This window comes from Pseudomonas sp. NFACC43 (assembly GCF_900119645.1).
Taxonomy (GTDB): domain Bacteria; phylum Pseudomonadota; class Gammaproteobacteria; order Pseudomonadales; family Pseudomonadaceae; genus Aquipseudomonas.
Map to the genome: position 1 here is coordinate 105527 of NZ_FPKK01000003.1, position 13587 is coordinate 119113.

16 protein-coding genes are annotated in these 13587 nt (G+C 63.2%); 11 read left to right on the plus strand and 5 right to left on the minus strand.

All coding sequences use genetic code 11. The features are described 5' to 3' along the window. Nucleotides 1-5: 5 nt before the first annotated feature. Both BT179_RS07340 and BT179_RS07345 read left to right on the plus strand, forming a co-directional pair. Nucleotides 6-2033: a TRAP transporter permease gene (locus tag BT179_RS07340; RefSeq protein WP_072430630.1), complete on the plus strand. Its 2028-nt coding sequence runs from the start codon at nt 6-8 to the stop codon at nt 2031-2033. Then, nucleotides 2030-2431, plus strand: a complete 402-nt coding sequence (locus BT179_RS07345; RefSeq protein WP_072430631.1) for a DUF1850 domain-containing protein — start codon at nt 2030-2032, stop codon at nt 2429-2431. Before BT179_RS07340 ends, BT179_RS07345 begins: the two co-directional genes overlap by 4 nt. A 64-nt stretch (nt 2432-2495) precedes the next feature. On the opposite strand, the gene BT179_RS07350 is transcribed toward BT179_RS07345, so the two are convergent. Both BT179_RS07350 and BT179_RS07355 read right to left on the minus strand, forming a co-directional pair. Then, on the minus strand, nt 2496-3584 hold the full coding sequence (locus tag BT179_RS07350; RefSeq protein ID WP_072392941.1) for an SMP-30/gluconolactonase/LRE family protein: 1089 nt from the start codon (nt 3582-3584) through the stop codon (nt 2496-2498). 95 nt (nt 3585-3679) lie between these two features. Next, nucleotides 3680-4810 (minus strand): sensor histidine kinase, encoded by a 1131-nt coding sequence (locus BT179_RS07355; protein WP_072392938.1) that lies wholly within the window; start codon nt 4808-4810, stop codon nt 3680-3682. Nucleotides 4811-5104: 294 nt separating this feature from the next. Between BT179_RS07355 and BT179_RS07360 the strand changes: the two genes are divergently transcribed. Together BT179_RS07360 and BT179_RS07365 are read left to right on the plus strand one after the other, a co-directional pair. Continuing rightward, on the plus strand, nt 5105-6064 hold the full coding sequence (locus BT179_RS07360; RefSeq protein ID WP_072392935.1) for an EamA family transporter: 960 nt from the start codon (nt 5105-5107) through the stop codon (nt 6062-6064). A gap of 212 nt (nt 6065-6276) precedes the next feature. Next, on the plus strand, nt 6277-7137 hold the full coding sequence (locus BT179_RS07365) for a CAP domain-containing protein (protein WP_072430632.1): 861 nt from the start codon (nt 6277-6279) through the stop codon (nt 7135-7137). Between the two features lie 7 nt (nt 7138-7144). Here the strand turns inward: BT179_RS07365 and BT179_RS07370 are convergent, their stop codons facing one another. After that, nucleotides 7145-7678 carry a cysteine hydrolase family protein gene (locus BT179_RS07370; protein ID WP_072392929.1) on the minus strand — a complete coding sequence of 178 codons (534 nt, stop codon included), beginning with the start codon at nt 7676-7678 and terminating at the stop codon, nt 7145-7147. A gap of 18 nt (nt 7679-7696) precedes the next feature. Beyond that, entirely contained in the window at nt 7697-9424 is a 1728-nt protein-coding gene (ggt, locus tag BT179_RS07375) for a gamma-glutamyltransferase (protein ID WP_072430633.1), read from the minus strand. Between the two features lie 162 nt (nt 9425-9586). On the opposite strand from ggt, the gene BT179_RS07380 reads away from it, so the two are divergent. Then, nucleotides 9587-10021: a GNAT family N-acetyltransferase gene (locus BT179_RS07380; protein ID WP_072392923.1), complete on the plus strand. Its 435-nt coding sequence runs from the start codon at nt 9587-9589 to the stop codon at nt 10019-10021. Between the two features lie 155 nt (nt 10022-10176). Here BT179_RS07380 and BT179_RS07385 read toward each other — a convergent pair whose 3' ends face one another. Further along, the gene (locus tag BT179_RS07385; protein WP_072392920.1) at nt 10177-10527 is read right to left on the minus strand and encodes a hypothetical protein; all 351 of its coding nucleotides are present in this window, start codon (nt 10525-10527) and stop codon (nt 10177-10179) included. Between the two features lie 137 nt (nt 10528-10664). Here BT179_RS07385 and BT179_RS07395 point away from each other — a divergent pair, with 137 nt between their 5' ends. The 6 genes from BT179_RS07395 (at nt 10665) to BT179_RS07420 (ending at nt 13537) form a co-directional block, all read left to right on the plus strand. Next, nucleotides 10665-10994 (plus strand): DUF6388 family protein, encoded by a 330-nt coding sequence (locus BT179_RS07395; RefSeq protein WP_072392917.1) that lies wholly within the window; start codon nt 10665-10667, stop codon nt 10992-10994. A 165-nt stretch (nt 10995-11159) separates the two neighbouring features. After that, nucleotides 11160-11552 (plus strand): sulfurtransferase complex subunit TusD, encoded by a 393-nt coding sequence (tusD, locus tag BT179_RS07400; protein ID WP_072393073.1) that lies wholly within the window; start codon nt 11160-11162, stop codon nt 11550-11552. Beyond that, nucleotides 11552-11914, plus strand: coding sequence for a sulfurtransferase complex subunit TusC (tusC, locus tag BT179_RS07405; protein ID WP_072430634.1), 363 nt, complete (start codon nt 11552-11554; stop codon nt 11912-11914). The genes tusD and tusC overlap by 1 nt, the downstream gene beginning before the upstream one ends. Continuing rightward, a complete protein-coding gene (gene tusB / locus BT179_RS07410) occupies nt 11914-12207 on the plus strand; it encodes a sulfurtransferase complex subunit TusB (RefSeq protein WP_072430635.1) in 294 nt (97 codons plus the stop codon). The genes tusC and tusB overlap by 1 nt, the downstream gene beginning before the upstream one ends. Continuing rightward, nucleotides 12204-12539 carry a TusE/DsrC/DsvC family sulfur relay protein gene (locus BT179_RS07415; protein WP_072392908.1) on the plus strand — a complete coding sequence of 112 codons (336 nt, stop codon included), beginning with the start codon at nt 12204-12206 and terminating at the stop codon, nt 12537-12539. Before tusB ends, BT179_RS07415 begins: the two co-directional genes overlap by 4 nt. Continuing rightward, nucleotides 12536-13537 (plus strand): glycosyl transferase family protein, encoded by a 1002-nt coding sequence (locus tag BT179_RS07420; RefSeq protein WP_072430636.1) that lies wholly within the window; start codon nt 12536-12538, stop codon nt 13535-13537. The genes BT179_RS07415 and BT179_RS07420 overlap by 4 nt, the downstream gene beginning before the upstream one ends. Nucleotides 13538-13587: the final 50 nt, after the last annotated feature.

The window sequence follows — 13587 nt, forward strand, 5'->3', positions numbered from 1 at the left end:
TACCTATGAGTGAAGACCAGCACGGCATCCCCGCAGATCCTCGGGATTGGCCCAAGGCCCTGTTTTGCGTGGCACTGCTGTTTTCCGTATTCCAGATCATCACGGCGGCCTTTTCCCCAGTGTCCAGCATCGTATTACGGGCTGTGCATGTTGGTTTTCTATTGTGGGTGGTATTTCTCAGCTACCCGGCCTACGGAAAACAACGACCGTGGCAGCCACTGGCCTGGGCCTTGAGCCTGGCGAGCGTGGCGACGGCGCTATACCAATGGATATTCGAAGCCGACCTGATCCAGCGCTCCGGCGACCTGACCACGACCGACATGGTCATCGGCAGTCTCCTGATCATCCTGGTGTTCGAAGCCGCACGGCGCGTGATGGGCATCGCGCTGCCGATCATCTGCGGCCTGTTCCTGGCCTATGGCCTGTTCGGCGAATACCTGCCGGGCGACCTGGCCCATCGCGGTTATGGCCTGGACCAGATCATCAACCAGTTGGCGTTTGGTACCGAAGGGCTCTACGGCACGCCGACCTATGTATCGGCCACCTATATCTTCCTTTTCATCCTGTTCGGCGCCTTCCTGGAAAAGGCCGGCATGATCAAACTGTTCACCGACTTTTCCATGGGCCTGTTCGGCCACAAGCTGGGCGGCCCGGCGAAGGTGTCGGTGGTGTCATCGGCATTGATGGGCACCATCACCGGTTCGGGCATCGCCAATGTGGTGACCACCGGGCAGTTCACCATCCCGTTGATGAAGCGCTTCGGCTACAAGGCTGCGTTCGCCGGTGGCGTGGAAGCGACGGCCAGCATGGGCAGCCAGATCATGCCACCGGTGATGGGCGCCGTGGCGTTCATCATGGCCGAGACCATCAACGTGCCCTTCGTGGAAATTGCCAAGGCGGCCTTGATACCGGCATGCCTGTATTTCGGCTCGGTATTCTGGATGGTGCACCTGGAGGCCAAACGCTCCGATCTCAAAGGCCTGCCCAAGGACCAATGCCCGAGCGCCTGGAGCGCGGTCAAGGAGAACTGGTATCTGCTGATCCCGCTCGCGGTGCTGGTCTACCTGCTCTTTTCCGGACGCACACCACTGTTTTCCGGCATGGTGGGGTTGGCATTGACGGCTATCGTGATCCTCGGCTCGGCGATCATCCTGAAAGTCTCGAACTATGCCCTGCGCTGTGCGTTCTGGGTCGCGCTGGGTATTTTCTGCGTCGGTTTTTTCCAGTTGGGGATCGGTATCGTCTTTGCAGTCATCGCTGTATTGATGATGGCCTGCTGGTTCATGCAAGGCACCCGGGAAACCCTGGTCATCTGCTTGCATGCCCTGGTCGACGGTGCCCGCCACGCCGTGCCGGTAGGAATCGCCTGCGCCCTGGTCGGCAGCATCATCGCCGTGGTTTCCCTGACCGGCGTCGCGTCCACTTTTGCGGGTTACATCCTCGCCATCGGCAAGGACAACCTCCTGCTGTCACTGATCCTGACCATGCTCACCTGCCTGGTGCTGGGCATGGGCATCCCGACCATTCCCAACTACATCATCACCAGCTCGATCGCCGCGCCCGCCTTGCTGGAGCTAGGGGTGCCGCTGATCGTGTCACACATGTTCGTATTCTACTTCGGCATTCTCGCCGACCTGACACCGCCGGTGGCCCTGGCCTGCTTCGCCGCCGCGCCCATTGCCAGGGAAAGCGGCCTGAAGATCAGCTTCTGGGCCGTACGTATCGCCCTCGCCGGTTTCGTCATACCGTTCATGACGGTCTACAACCCGGCGCTGATGCTTCAGGGCGACAACTTGTGGATGACCGCCTACATGCTGGTCAAGACACTGCTCGCCGTCGGCCTGTGGGGAATGGCATCCACCGGTTTCCTGCAACAGAAGATGCCCCTCCTGGAACGGCTGGCCTGTTTTGCCGCCGGCGCACTGCTGGTGGTGGCGCTGCCGCTGACCGATGAAATCGGCTTTGTCCTGGGTGCGCTGTTGATCGGCCAACACCTCTGGCGTGCCCGCCGTGTCGGGCGGGCCTTGGCTTGATTGGCCTATGCCTGGGACTCTCCGGCGCAGTCTGGGCGCAACTGGAGCTGCGCGACTTCACGCTGGCCTGGGATCACACCATCGAAAAGATCCGCTGGGAAGAGGACTATCACATCACAGAAGAAGGCCTGGTCCTGGGCGAGGCCAGGGTCAAGGGCAATGGGGCCGGCATGGAAATTCCCGAAGGTGCCCGGCTGGCAAATGGCAGTTGGCGCTTCCATCGCCAACTGCCACCGCTGCAACCGCTGAAGCTGGGGCGCACGCCCCAAGCCGGTGACTACCAGCTGTGTCATGCCGGACACTGCCAGCCGATGAGCCATTGGCTGGGACCGGCTAGCCAGGCTCGACCGGCTGTGGAGCTATGGAGCTGCGCGCTCCAGTCGGCGACCGATCGATGAACGAGAGGTCGCCGTCGGGCTCGGCAAGTGGCGCCTGCGACAACCGATCCGCGATGCCTGGACTTCAGGCGAACGTCGCACCCCGGGTGTTCACGAACAGCGAGTACAGCGAGTGGCTGCCAGCCATGAACAGCCGGTTGCCCTCACGTCCGCCGAAGCACACATTGGGGCAGCGCTCCGGCAGGGAAATATGCCCGATGGCCTTGCCTTGCGGATCGAACACCCGCACGCCGTCGAGTTTCTCCAGGTCGGCCCTGGGGTCGCCGTTACCGCCCCAACCGCACCAGAGGTTGCCGCTCTCGTCGCACTTGAGTCCGTCGATGGCCGCGTAATCCAAGCCCTCGATATGCTTGCGGCGCTCCCCCAGGGTGCCATCGTCCTTGACCGTGATCGCCCAGACCAGGCGGTTGGGCTTGGCCCGGCCTTCGACCACGTAGAGGATTTTTTCGTCCGGGGAAAAGCACAGGCCGTTGGGGCCCGCCAAGTCATCGATCACCCGGCTGACCTTGCCAGTCTCGCCATCGATGCGATAGACCGCATGAGGCTGGACGGGAGTGACCTTGTGCCCTTCATAGTTATTGCCGGTCTGGAACGGTGGGTCGGTGAACCAGACCGAGCCATCGCGTTTGCAGACGATGTCGTTGGGCGAGTTGAAAGGCTTGCCGTCGAAACTGTCCGCCAGCACGGTGATCGTACCGTTGTGCTCGGTACGGGTGACGCGCCGGCCTTCGCTGGATGTAGTGGACCCTTCGCACACCAGCAGCCGTCCCTGGCGATCGCGACACATGCCATTGGAGAAGTTGGCGTTCTCGCGATACACCGACAGGCTGCCCGTAACCTCATCCCAGCGCATGATGCGATTGTTGGGGATGTCGCTGACCAGCAGGTAGCGACCATCGCCGATCCATACCGGCCCTTCCGCCCAGCGCAGGCCGGTGGCGAGCTTTTCCACACTGGCGTTGAAAATGCGCAGGTCCATGAAGCTGGGGTCTAGGACATTCACCAGGGGGTCCGGATACCGTTGGCTCAACGGCTCGGCCTGGGTGAGCCCGGGCAGGTTCCCCAGGGTGGCGGCGGCGGCCGAGACCACCAGGGATTTTTTCAGGAAGAGCCGGCGCTGCTGATCGGTGATTGAAGGTTGTGAAGCATCCATCGTACGTCTCCGTTAATTATTATTGGACGGGGACGCCAGTTTTACCGCGTGATAAGACATCGTACAAGTTAATATCCTGCGTCCCGCCATACGCCTCAAGCCTGGCTGAGCGGGATGCGTACAGTGAACGTAGTGCCGGCCCGCGCTTGGGAATGTACCTCGATAGTGCCCTGGTGGGCCGATACGATCGCCGAGGCGATGTGAAGTCCCAGCCCCAGGCCAGCCGTGGGTCCGTATTGCATGTCACCGCTGCGCAGTTGACGGACCAGGGGATTGAAAATGCTGGCAAGGGCATCTTTTTCAATGATCTTGCCTTGGTTATTGATCGCAATGACCCCTTCATCCCCTTCCCGGCTCAGGGAAACCGTGATCGGTGCGCCTTCTGTCCCATGCTGCACGGCATTGCCGATCAGGTTGGAGAACACCTGCTCCATTCGCGCCGGGTCGAACATCCCGTCGAGGGCACCACGCGGTTCGAAGAGGATGGTGCTTTCCGGATGGTAGGCGCGCGCCTCCTCCACCATGCCTTCGCACGCCGCGACCAGGTCTCCCCTGAAGCGCTGCACCGGTATGCCGGCCCCCAGCTGGGTGCGGGTGAAATCCAGCAGATCGCCGACGATCTTGTTGGCACGCTTGACACTGGTGTAGATGCGCGAAGAAATCTTGGTGGCCTTGGCAGGCAGGTCGCCCGCGCGCAGGAGCACTTCAGAGCCCAGCAGGATGGCACCCAACGGGCTGCGCAGATCATGCCCGAGGATCCCGAGAAACATATTGCGCGCCGCATCCACCGCCCCCGAGTAGCTCACGACGGACTCCGCCAAGGCCTGGTCCACGGCCTCGTTGAAGCGAATCACATCGGACATCGCCTGCTCTTGCTGCAACGGGGCCTGCGGCATCCACAGCATCAACACACTGGTGCGTAGCGCACGGTATTCCGAGACCATCTGTTCCACGGTGAAACCGGAGGACTGGCGAATGACGGCGTGGGTTTCGGCCGCGGTTTCGACATCCGTCGCCGGGGCGTCGCCGTGGGATTTGGCGATCTGCTCCTCGGTGGTCTGGGCGGTGCGCAAGTCAATGGCGATGGCCCGCAACATTTGCTCGGCATGGTCGCGCAGTGCCACCGAATCCATGCCGATCGAAGCCGGCGTTATGGTCCTGGCGAAATCTTCCCAAGCCTGGAGGATCGGTTCGATATTGTGCTCGATGAAATCGGCCAGGCGCATGGGTCGCTCCGTGAGAAGGTCAGATGGACCGGAGCGGAAAACAACGCAGCGGTCAGTTGTTGTACAGCAAATCGCCGATGGACGCGTCGGTATCCGCGGAAAGTCAGGCCCTCTGCACCCCTTGCCCCACGACGCGGGGTGTCCACGGCTCGAGGTTGACGGTGCACGCCCTCGGGATTCGAGACTTGTCTCTTTGCGTCTGTTTCGGTACAAGACCCAAGTCGTACGACAACCTATAACTAAAAATTGTCCGAAGCCTATCCGCCTCGGCGTCCCGCCTTTGAGATATCTGCCATGACCCGCTCCTCTGCCGACACCCCCACCCCGTTTCCCCGTCACCTCGCGGTGCTGATCCTGTTGTGCATGGGCTGCGCCTTCGCCGGCAACCATGTCGCGGCGCGGGCGGCTTTCGATGACGGTGCCGGGGTGTTGCTGGCGATCCTGCTGCGCTCGGGCGGGACGCTGTTGGTACTGGCAACCATCGTTCTGTGGCAACGGCAGAGCTTGCGCCTGCCGGTCGGCGCATGGCGCTGGCAACTGGTCCTCGGCCTGTTGATCGCTGCCCAGAGCCTTTGCCTGTATTCAGCCGTGGCGCGAGTGCCGGTGGCGCTGGCGCTGTTGGTGGGCAACCTGTTTCCGATCCTGCTGGCCCTGTTGACCTGGGCCCTCGGCGGCCCCCGCCCCACCGCCCGGACGGCGGCCTTGATGGGCATGATCCTGGTCGGCCTGGTGTTCGTGCTGGAGGTGCCGTCGCGATTGTCGTCCCAGGCGGATGTCGGCCCGCAATGGCTGCTGGGCGTCGGCCTGGCATTCTGCGCCGCGTGCGTCTTCGCGTGTGCGTTGTGGATCACCGATCACAAGCTGTCCCAGGTGCGCGGCTCGGTGCGCAGCCTGCTGACGATTTTCATCGTGTTCAGCAGCGTCAACCTGGCCGGCCTGACGGGCGCCCTGCCCGGCGGCCTCGACCTGCCCGCGACCCATGTGGGCTGGTTGGCCCTGGCCACGCTGGTGGTGCTCTATGGCACAGGGTTCATCGTGCTGTTCATGTGCGTGCCGCGCCTGGACATGCCGCGCAATGCGCCGGTGATGAACATCGAACCGCTGGCGACCCTGCTCATCGGCTGGCTGGTGCTGGACCAGATGCTCAATCCCGGCCAGGTGCTCGGCGGCGCGATCGTGGTGACAGGCATCGTGTTGCTGACCTGGCGCAAGGCCGAGCGGATCAAGGCGCCGATGGCCGAAGCAGCGAAGTGAATGCCATTCTCTCCCGTCCCCCGCTCCCGCATCGCCCCCCCTGGGCGCCCTTGCGACAGGGCGGCATTCAGGCGTCATGCATTTAATCCTCGCCCCTTCTGAAACCAGTTTGAAAATCCACAGTCCTACCCCAGCCCGGAACCACAGGTTTGCGGGCTGATCGGCGCCCTCCGCGGCGTTCCAGCAATCCCGTCCTCCAGAGCTGTTCATTCATGCGCCACTCGGTTCTCTCTCGCCGTTTTGCCTCGCTGTGTCTCCCGTTCCTGCTTCCTCTGTCCGCCAGCCCGGCCCATGCCCGGGGTGAAGGGCAACTGGTGAACGCCATCAATGACTACCGCAGCCAGTCCCATCGATGCGAATGGCGAACGATGCGCGCCGCCCCGCCCCTGGTGTTGCGTGCCAAGCTGGCCTTGCCGATCGGCTTTCGGGGCGGTCTGCGCGAAACCCTGATGGACGAAGGCTACCAGGCCCGGACCGTGCGCAGCATCCGCCTGACCGACGCACGGGATGCCGACGAAGCGTTCGAGATACTGGCGGAAGAACATTGCTCGGCGCTACTGGACAGCCAGTACGCGGACATTGGCGTCAATCGGATCGGGGATGAATGGCGCGTGGTATTGGCGCAGCCCTTGGGCGGTGCGCGCATGAGTGACGAGGCGCCGGCGGACAAATCACTGCTGGCCCAGGTCAATGCCGCCAGGGCCAAGCCCCGGATGTGTGGTCGCCAGCGCTTCGCGGCGGCTCGACCGTTGAGCTGGAATGCCGCGCTGGGCACCGCTGCCGAAGGTCACAGCCGGGCCATGGCGCGTGGCAACTACTTCTCCCACCGCGACCCCGATGGCCGCTCCACCTCCGACCGGGCCAAGAGCGCCGGCTTTCGTGGGCGCAAACTCGGCGAGAACATCGCCGCCGGCCAACGCACGCCGAGCCAGGCCATGCGCGACTGGCTCGCCAGCCCCGGGCATTGCGCCAACTTGATGAACCCGATGTTCACCCAGGTCGGCGCGGCCTCCGCCAGCAACTCGCGCAGCGATGCGGGGGTCTACTGGACCATGGTCTTCGGCGCGCCCTGACGGCCTGCTACAGGCGCACCTCAGCGACCGGTACTACGTCGATCCGCGATACCGCGCTGCTTAGCCGCCCCAGCCGATGGTTGTGATCGGCGATGATCTGTTCGGCCGCCATGCTGCCGTTATCCACCGTCGAATGGGCGTCGGCGGCCAGGACCACCTCGTATCCCAGGGCATGCGCCTGGCGCACCGTGGCATTGATGCAGTAGTCGGTCTGCAGCCCGCAAATCACCACGCGATCGATGCCCCGGGCCTGCAACAGGGCCAGCAGATCGGTCTGGTAGAACGCATCCGCAGCGGTCTTGCGCACCCGCAGGTCGTCCGCGCCGGTGACCAGCCCATCGGCCAGTTGCCAGGCGGCACTGCCGTAGGTCAGTGAGCCGTCCAGTTCTTCATGCTGGACCAGGATCACCGGCAAGCCGAGGGCCCGGGCCCTGGCACTGAGCTCGTTGATGGTCCGGACCAGGCGTTCACTGCCGAAGCACTCTTCTTGGCCGGCACACAACCCGCTCTGGACGTCGATGATCAGCAATGCCGTGTTCATGTCTTGCTCTTCCAATGGTCAATAGCCCAGAGACAGCCCTGTATTGCGGCGTGGATCGTTGGCGCCGTAGAAACGATTCTTGCCCACCGGCTTGCCTCCCAGCGACGGGGCGCCCACCAGGATCGCGGCGATATGGTTCGGGTCCTGGGGCCCTGCGAACTTGTGCCCCCAGCTTTCGAGGATCTTCTGCGTGTCGGGGCTGGCGGCGAAGGTTTCCAGGTTGGTTTCTTCCGGCATCCACTGTTGATGGAAGCGCGGCGCATCCACCGCTTCCTGCAGATTCATGCCGTAGTCGATGACATTGAAGATCGTCAGCAAGGTCGCGGTGATGATACGGCTGCCACCGGGCGTGCCCACCACCATGACAGTCTTGCCGTCCTTGGTGACGATGGTCGGGCTCATGGACGACAGCGGAGCCTTGCCCGGTGCGATGGCGTTGGCTTCTCCCTGCACCAGGCCGTACATGTTGGGTACCCCGACCTTGGCGGTGAAGTCATCCATCTCATCGTTGAGGATCACCCCGGTCTTGCTCGCCATGACTCCGGCACCGAACCAGTCGTTGAGGGTATAGGTGACCGAAACCGCGTTGCCCCACCGATCGACGATGGAATAGTGGGTGGTGTTACTGCCTTCGTGGGGCGCCACGCCGGGCTTGATCTTCTGTGAGTCACCGGCCTTCTGCGGTTCGATGGCGGCCCGCAGCTTGGCGGCGTAGTTCTTGTCCAGCAGATGGTCGATGGGGTTCTGCACGAAGTCCGGGTCGCCCAGGTAGCTGTTGCGGTCCACGTAGGCGTGACGCATGGCTTCGATCTGGTAATGCATGCCCTGGGCCGAATGGAAGCCCAGCTCCTTCATGGGATAGCCATCGAGGATGTTCATGATCTGGCACAGCACCACGCCGCCGGAACTGGGCGGTGGCGCCGAGATGATGTGGTAGCCGCGATAGTCACACTCCACCGGGGCCAGTTCTCGGGTCTTGTACTTGTCCAGGTCGGCCTGGGTGATGATGCCTTTGTTGGCCTGGCTGGACGTCACGAGGGCGTCGGCGACCCAGCCTTTATAGAAGCCGTCGGCGCCCTTGGCCGAGATTTCCCGCAGGGTCCTGGCGAGGTCCTTTTGCACCAGCTTCTGGCCGACCTGCATCGGCTCGCCGTTATGCAGGAAGATCGCGCCGGAGTCGCGCATGTCCTTCCTGAACAGATCGGTGGCGGTCTCCAGCAGTTCCACATCGCCCTGCTCCAGGGTGAAACCTTCATCGGCCAGACGGATGGCCGGCGCCATCAGCTCCGCCCGAGGCATGCTGCCGTATTTCTGCAGGGCCAGTTCCATGCCGGAAACCGTGCCGGGCACACCCACCGCCAGGTGCCCGCGGGTGCTGAGTTCGGGGATGACGTTACCGTCCTTGTCCAGGTACATGTCGGCGGTGGCGGCCAACGGGGCTTTCTCGCGAAAATCCAGGAACGTCTTGCGCCCATCGGCCAGTTGCAGGGTCATGAACCCACCGCCGCCCAGGTTACCGGCCGCCGGATACACCACCGCCAGGGCATACCCCACCGCCACCGCCGCATCCACGGCATTGCCACCTTTCTTGAGCACATCGACGCCGACATGGGTCGCCAGGTGCTGGGCGGTGACCACCATGCCGTTTTCGGCGGCGACGGGGGCCTGGGACGCGGATTGCGCAGGCAAGCCGCTCAAAGTCAGGGAGGTGGCGACAAGGATCCGGGCAAAGGATTGGAACTTCATGGTCGGTCTCTTCTTGTTTTAAGGGTCAGGATCGCATCAAGGGCATCAGGCAGTATGGCCCGGTTTACGAAATCCGCCCGTGCGCCGTCGACCGGGTGACGTCACGCAAGCCTTTGGGATAGGCTCGTACGGCTTGCCACCCCATGCCCAAGGACATCGCCGATGACGCTGCGAATCGAACGTACGGACACCCCCACCGCTGAAGAACGCGAGGCCATCCTGGCGCCGCTGCGCAGCTACAACGTCTCCCAGGCCGGCGACGGCGCATCGCAACTGGTGGCATGGCTGGTGCGGGACGAGCAAAGCGATGAGATCCTGGGCGGCCTCTACGGGCGCCTGTTCTATCGCTGGCTGTTCATCGAATTGTTGTCGGTGCCGCAAGAGGCTCGGGGACAAGGCCTGGGCAGTGAACTGATGCAGTTGGCCGAAACCCTGGCGAGGGAGCAGGATTGCATCGGTATCTGGCTGGACACCTTCGATTTCCAGGCGCCGACGTTCTATCGCAAGCTCGGTTTCACCGCCTGCGGACAGATCGACGACTACCCACCGGGTCACACGCGTTTCTTTTTCCAGAAACGCCTGCTTCCCGCCGATTGATACGCGATGCGGATGGAAGCGGGCTGCGGAGCGGGCATTGCTTTTGTTCGAGCCAATGATCCTGAGCCCTGGCGATGACAGGACTCGGATCATTCGCTAAAACGGGCCAGCGTTTGAGGGCTCTGCGCAGAATCCGCAGCGTTGGTGCGAGCGCTCTACAAGCAGGTCGCCAGCGCCGCCAACCGGCGCTTGGCCACGAAATCGTCGTGCCGGGCGTAATAGTTCAATGTCGTGCCGGTGGCGTCGGTCTGCAGGTCGACAAAGGATTCGGCGGAACGGGTATACACCGTCGAGCCACCTTTCTTGCCCGGTTGCAGGTAGGCGCCGGCGTCCTCGCCGAACACCGCTTCATCCTGCCAGGAGAACTGCACGCACTGGGCCACGACCTGTTCCGGCTTGTCGGACGTCATGGTCTTGTAAGGGGCTTGCGTCCTGGCCTGGTTCATCGCCGAGCCTGCGCAGCCGGCCAGCAGGATCGCGGCCAGGGCCACCGTCAACATTCGCATTGCGTTCACTCATCGAAAAAAAGCGGACTGTAGCACTGCGACACTCGCCTTCGTGCTGCTTTACTCAAATTTATACGGGACAGAGGGCAACGATTCGCGCAACCTGTGAGACTTCTCGCAATCCCAAAGGAGTGACCATGGCGGCAAGCGAACAGCAACATGAACGGGCCTTGGACAGATTCCTCGATGAGCGTCCCGAACTGCGTGTGGAACTGGATAACCTCAACCCGCTGCTGGCCCAGGCCAAGGGCGAGACACCGGCGCAGTACCGTGCCGAGCGGCTGCATGAAGCGTTCGAAGCCGAGGCCGAGCGCCTGGGCCTGTTCGCTTGGGAACTGACCCTGCAACTGACCGCCGCCTCACCCCAGGACTACCAGGTGCAGCGCCTGGAAGTGCATAAGGAAGTGGCGGAAATGGCAGGAATGGACTGGGAAGAATATTGCGAGCTGCATGGCCTCGAGCAGTAGCCCGAATGGACTGGGTATCATCTCTGGCGCGGGGTGGCGCGACGTTTCGCTAAACTCCCTCGCCACACAGCCTTCAAACCACGTCCCTTGTGTTGAATCGCCTGGCAATCGCCGCTGCGCCCATAAAGCTTTATCATGGCCGCAGTTTTGCTCATCGGGTCTGTCATGAAGTTCGCCATCGCGCTGTTTTCCGCCGCCCACGCCCCCTCCTCGCGCCGCGCCTTGCTGTTCGCCCAGGCCGCGCTGGCCGGCGGGCACGAGATCGTGCGGCTGTTTTTCTATCAGGACGGCGTCCATAACGCCGACAGCGGCGTGGTCACGCCACAGGACGAACAGGACTTGCCCCGGCAATGGCGCGCCTTCGTCAGCGATAACCGACTCGACGGCGTGGTGTGCATCGCCGCGGCATTGCGCCGTGGCGTGCTGGACGAAGACGAAGCCCGGCGCTACCAGCGTTCGGCGGTCAGCGTCGAGGCGCCTTGGGCCTTGTCCGGGTTGGGCCAGTTGCACGATGCGATCCAGGATGCCGACCGTTTGATCTGCTTTGGAGGCGCGTGATGGCCAAGTCCCTGCTGCTCATCAGCCGCCAGTCCCCGTGGTCGGGTCCCGGTGCCCGGGAAGCCCTGGATATCGTGCTGGCCGGTGGTGCGTTCGACCTGCCCATTGGCCTGCTCTTTCTCGATGACGGTGTGCTCCAGCTGCTCGCCGGCCAGGATGCCAGGGCCGTCCAGCAGAAAGACCTCAGCGCGAACCTGCAGGCTTTGCCGATGTTCGGCGTGGAAGCGCTCTTCGTCTGCGCCGACAGTGCCGCCCGGCGCGGTATCGACACCGCGGCCCTGGCGCTGGACGACATGAAGGTGCTGACCGCCCGAGACATCACCGCTCTCATTGACCGTTACGACCAGGTGATCACGCTCTGATGTCGACTTTGCATGTGTTATCCCATTCGCCTTTCGGCGACGAGCGCTTCGGCAGTTGCCTGCGGATCCTGGGGAGCCAGGATGCGCTGCTGCTGTGTGGCGACGCGACTTATGCGTTGCAGCCCGGCACCCAACCGTTCCAGGCCCTGCAAGCCCTCCATCAGCAGCGCTTCGTGCTTCTGGAAGATGCCCAGGCGCGTGGCCTGGCGATTGCGGACTGGATCGTGGCCATCGATTACCCGGCCTTCGTCGAACTGTCGGTCCGGCGTGACAAGGTCAATACCTGGCTATGAATGTGCTGAACGTGGGCGATCGCGCCATCGCGCTGGACAAGGACGGCTACCTGGCCGACCGCAACGATTGGTCGGCCGACGTGGCCGCTGCCCTGGCGGCTGCCGAAGGCATGGAGCTGGGCCCCGAACACTGGGAAATCCTCGAGCTGTTGCGCAGCTTCTACGATGAGTTCCAGCTCTCTCCCGCCACCCGGCCGCTGATCAAGTACACCGCGCTGAAACTGGGGACGGAAAAAGGCAACAGCCTGCACCTGAACCGCTTGTTCAAAGGCACGCCCGCCAAACTCGCCGCCAGGCTGGCGGGCCTGCCCAAACCGACGAACTGCCTATGACCGACTTCCCATCGCTGACCCTCCAGACCCCGGCCGAACACCCATTCGCCCAGTTCGTGCGCATCCTCGGCAAAGGCAAGCGCGGTGCCCGCAACCTGACCCGCGAAGAAGCCCGGGAAGCCATGGGCATGGTGCTGGACGAAACGGTCGAGGATACCCAGCTGGGCGCCTTCCTGATGCTGTTGCGACACAAGGAAGAAAGCGCCGAGGAACTGGCCGGCTTCACCGAAGCCTTGCGCGAGCGCCTGGCGGTACCGGCCCTGGCCGTGGACCTGGACTGGCCGACCTACGCCGGCAAGAAACGTCACCTGCCGTGGTACCTGCTGGCGGCCAAATGCCTGGGACAGAACGGGGTGCGGATCTTCATGCATGGCGGCGGCGCCCATACGGCGGGCCGGCTTTACACCGAACAGTTGCTGCAATCGCTGCAGATTCCACTGTGCCGCGACTGGCCACAGGTCGGTGCCGCGCTGGACAACGGTGGCCTGGCCTTCATGCCGTTGGTGGACTGGGCACCCCGGATGCAGCATATGATCGACCTGCGCAATACCCTGGGCCTGCGCTCGCCGATCCATTCCCTGGCCCGCCTTCTCAACCCGCTGGGCGCCCGTTGCGGGCTGCAGAGCATCTTCCATCCCGGTTACCAGGCGGTGCATCGCCAGGCCAGTGGCCTGCTGGGAGACACGGCCATCGTCATCAAGGGCGACGGCGGCGAGATCGAGATCAACCCGGACGCCGACAATCATCTGTATGGCACCACTGGCGGCACGAGCTGGGATGAGGAATGGCCACGGCTGTCCGATCAGCGCCACGTCAAGCCTGAAAGCCTCGACCCCGAACACCTCAAGGCGGTCTGGCGCGGCGAAGTGGAAGACAGCTACCCCCGACTCGCGTTGATCGCCACCATGGCCCTGGCCTTGCGCGGCCTGGGCCAGGCTCGCGAAGAAGCGTTCGAGAAGGCCCGGCACTATTGGGAAGCGCGAGATCGATCGATTTAATCGATCATCAACGCCCAACCTTTGCGCTTTTTGTTCGAACCTATCGGAAT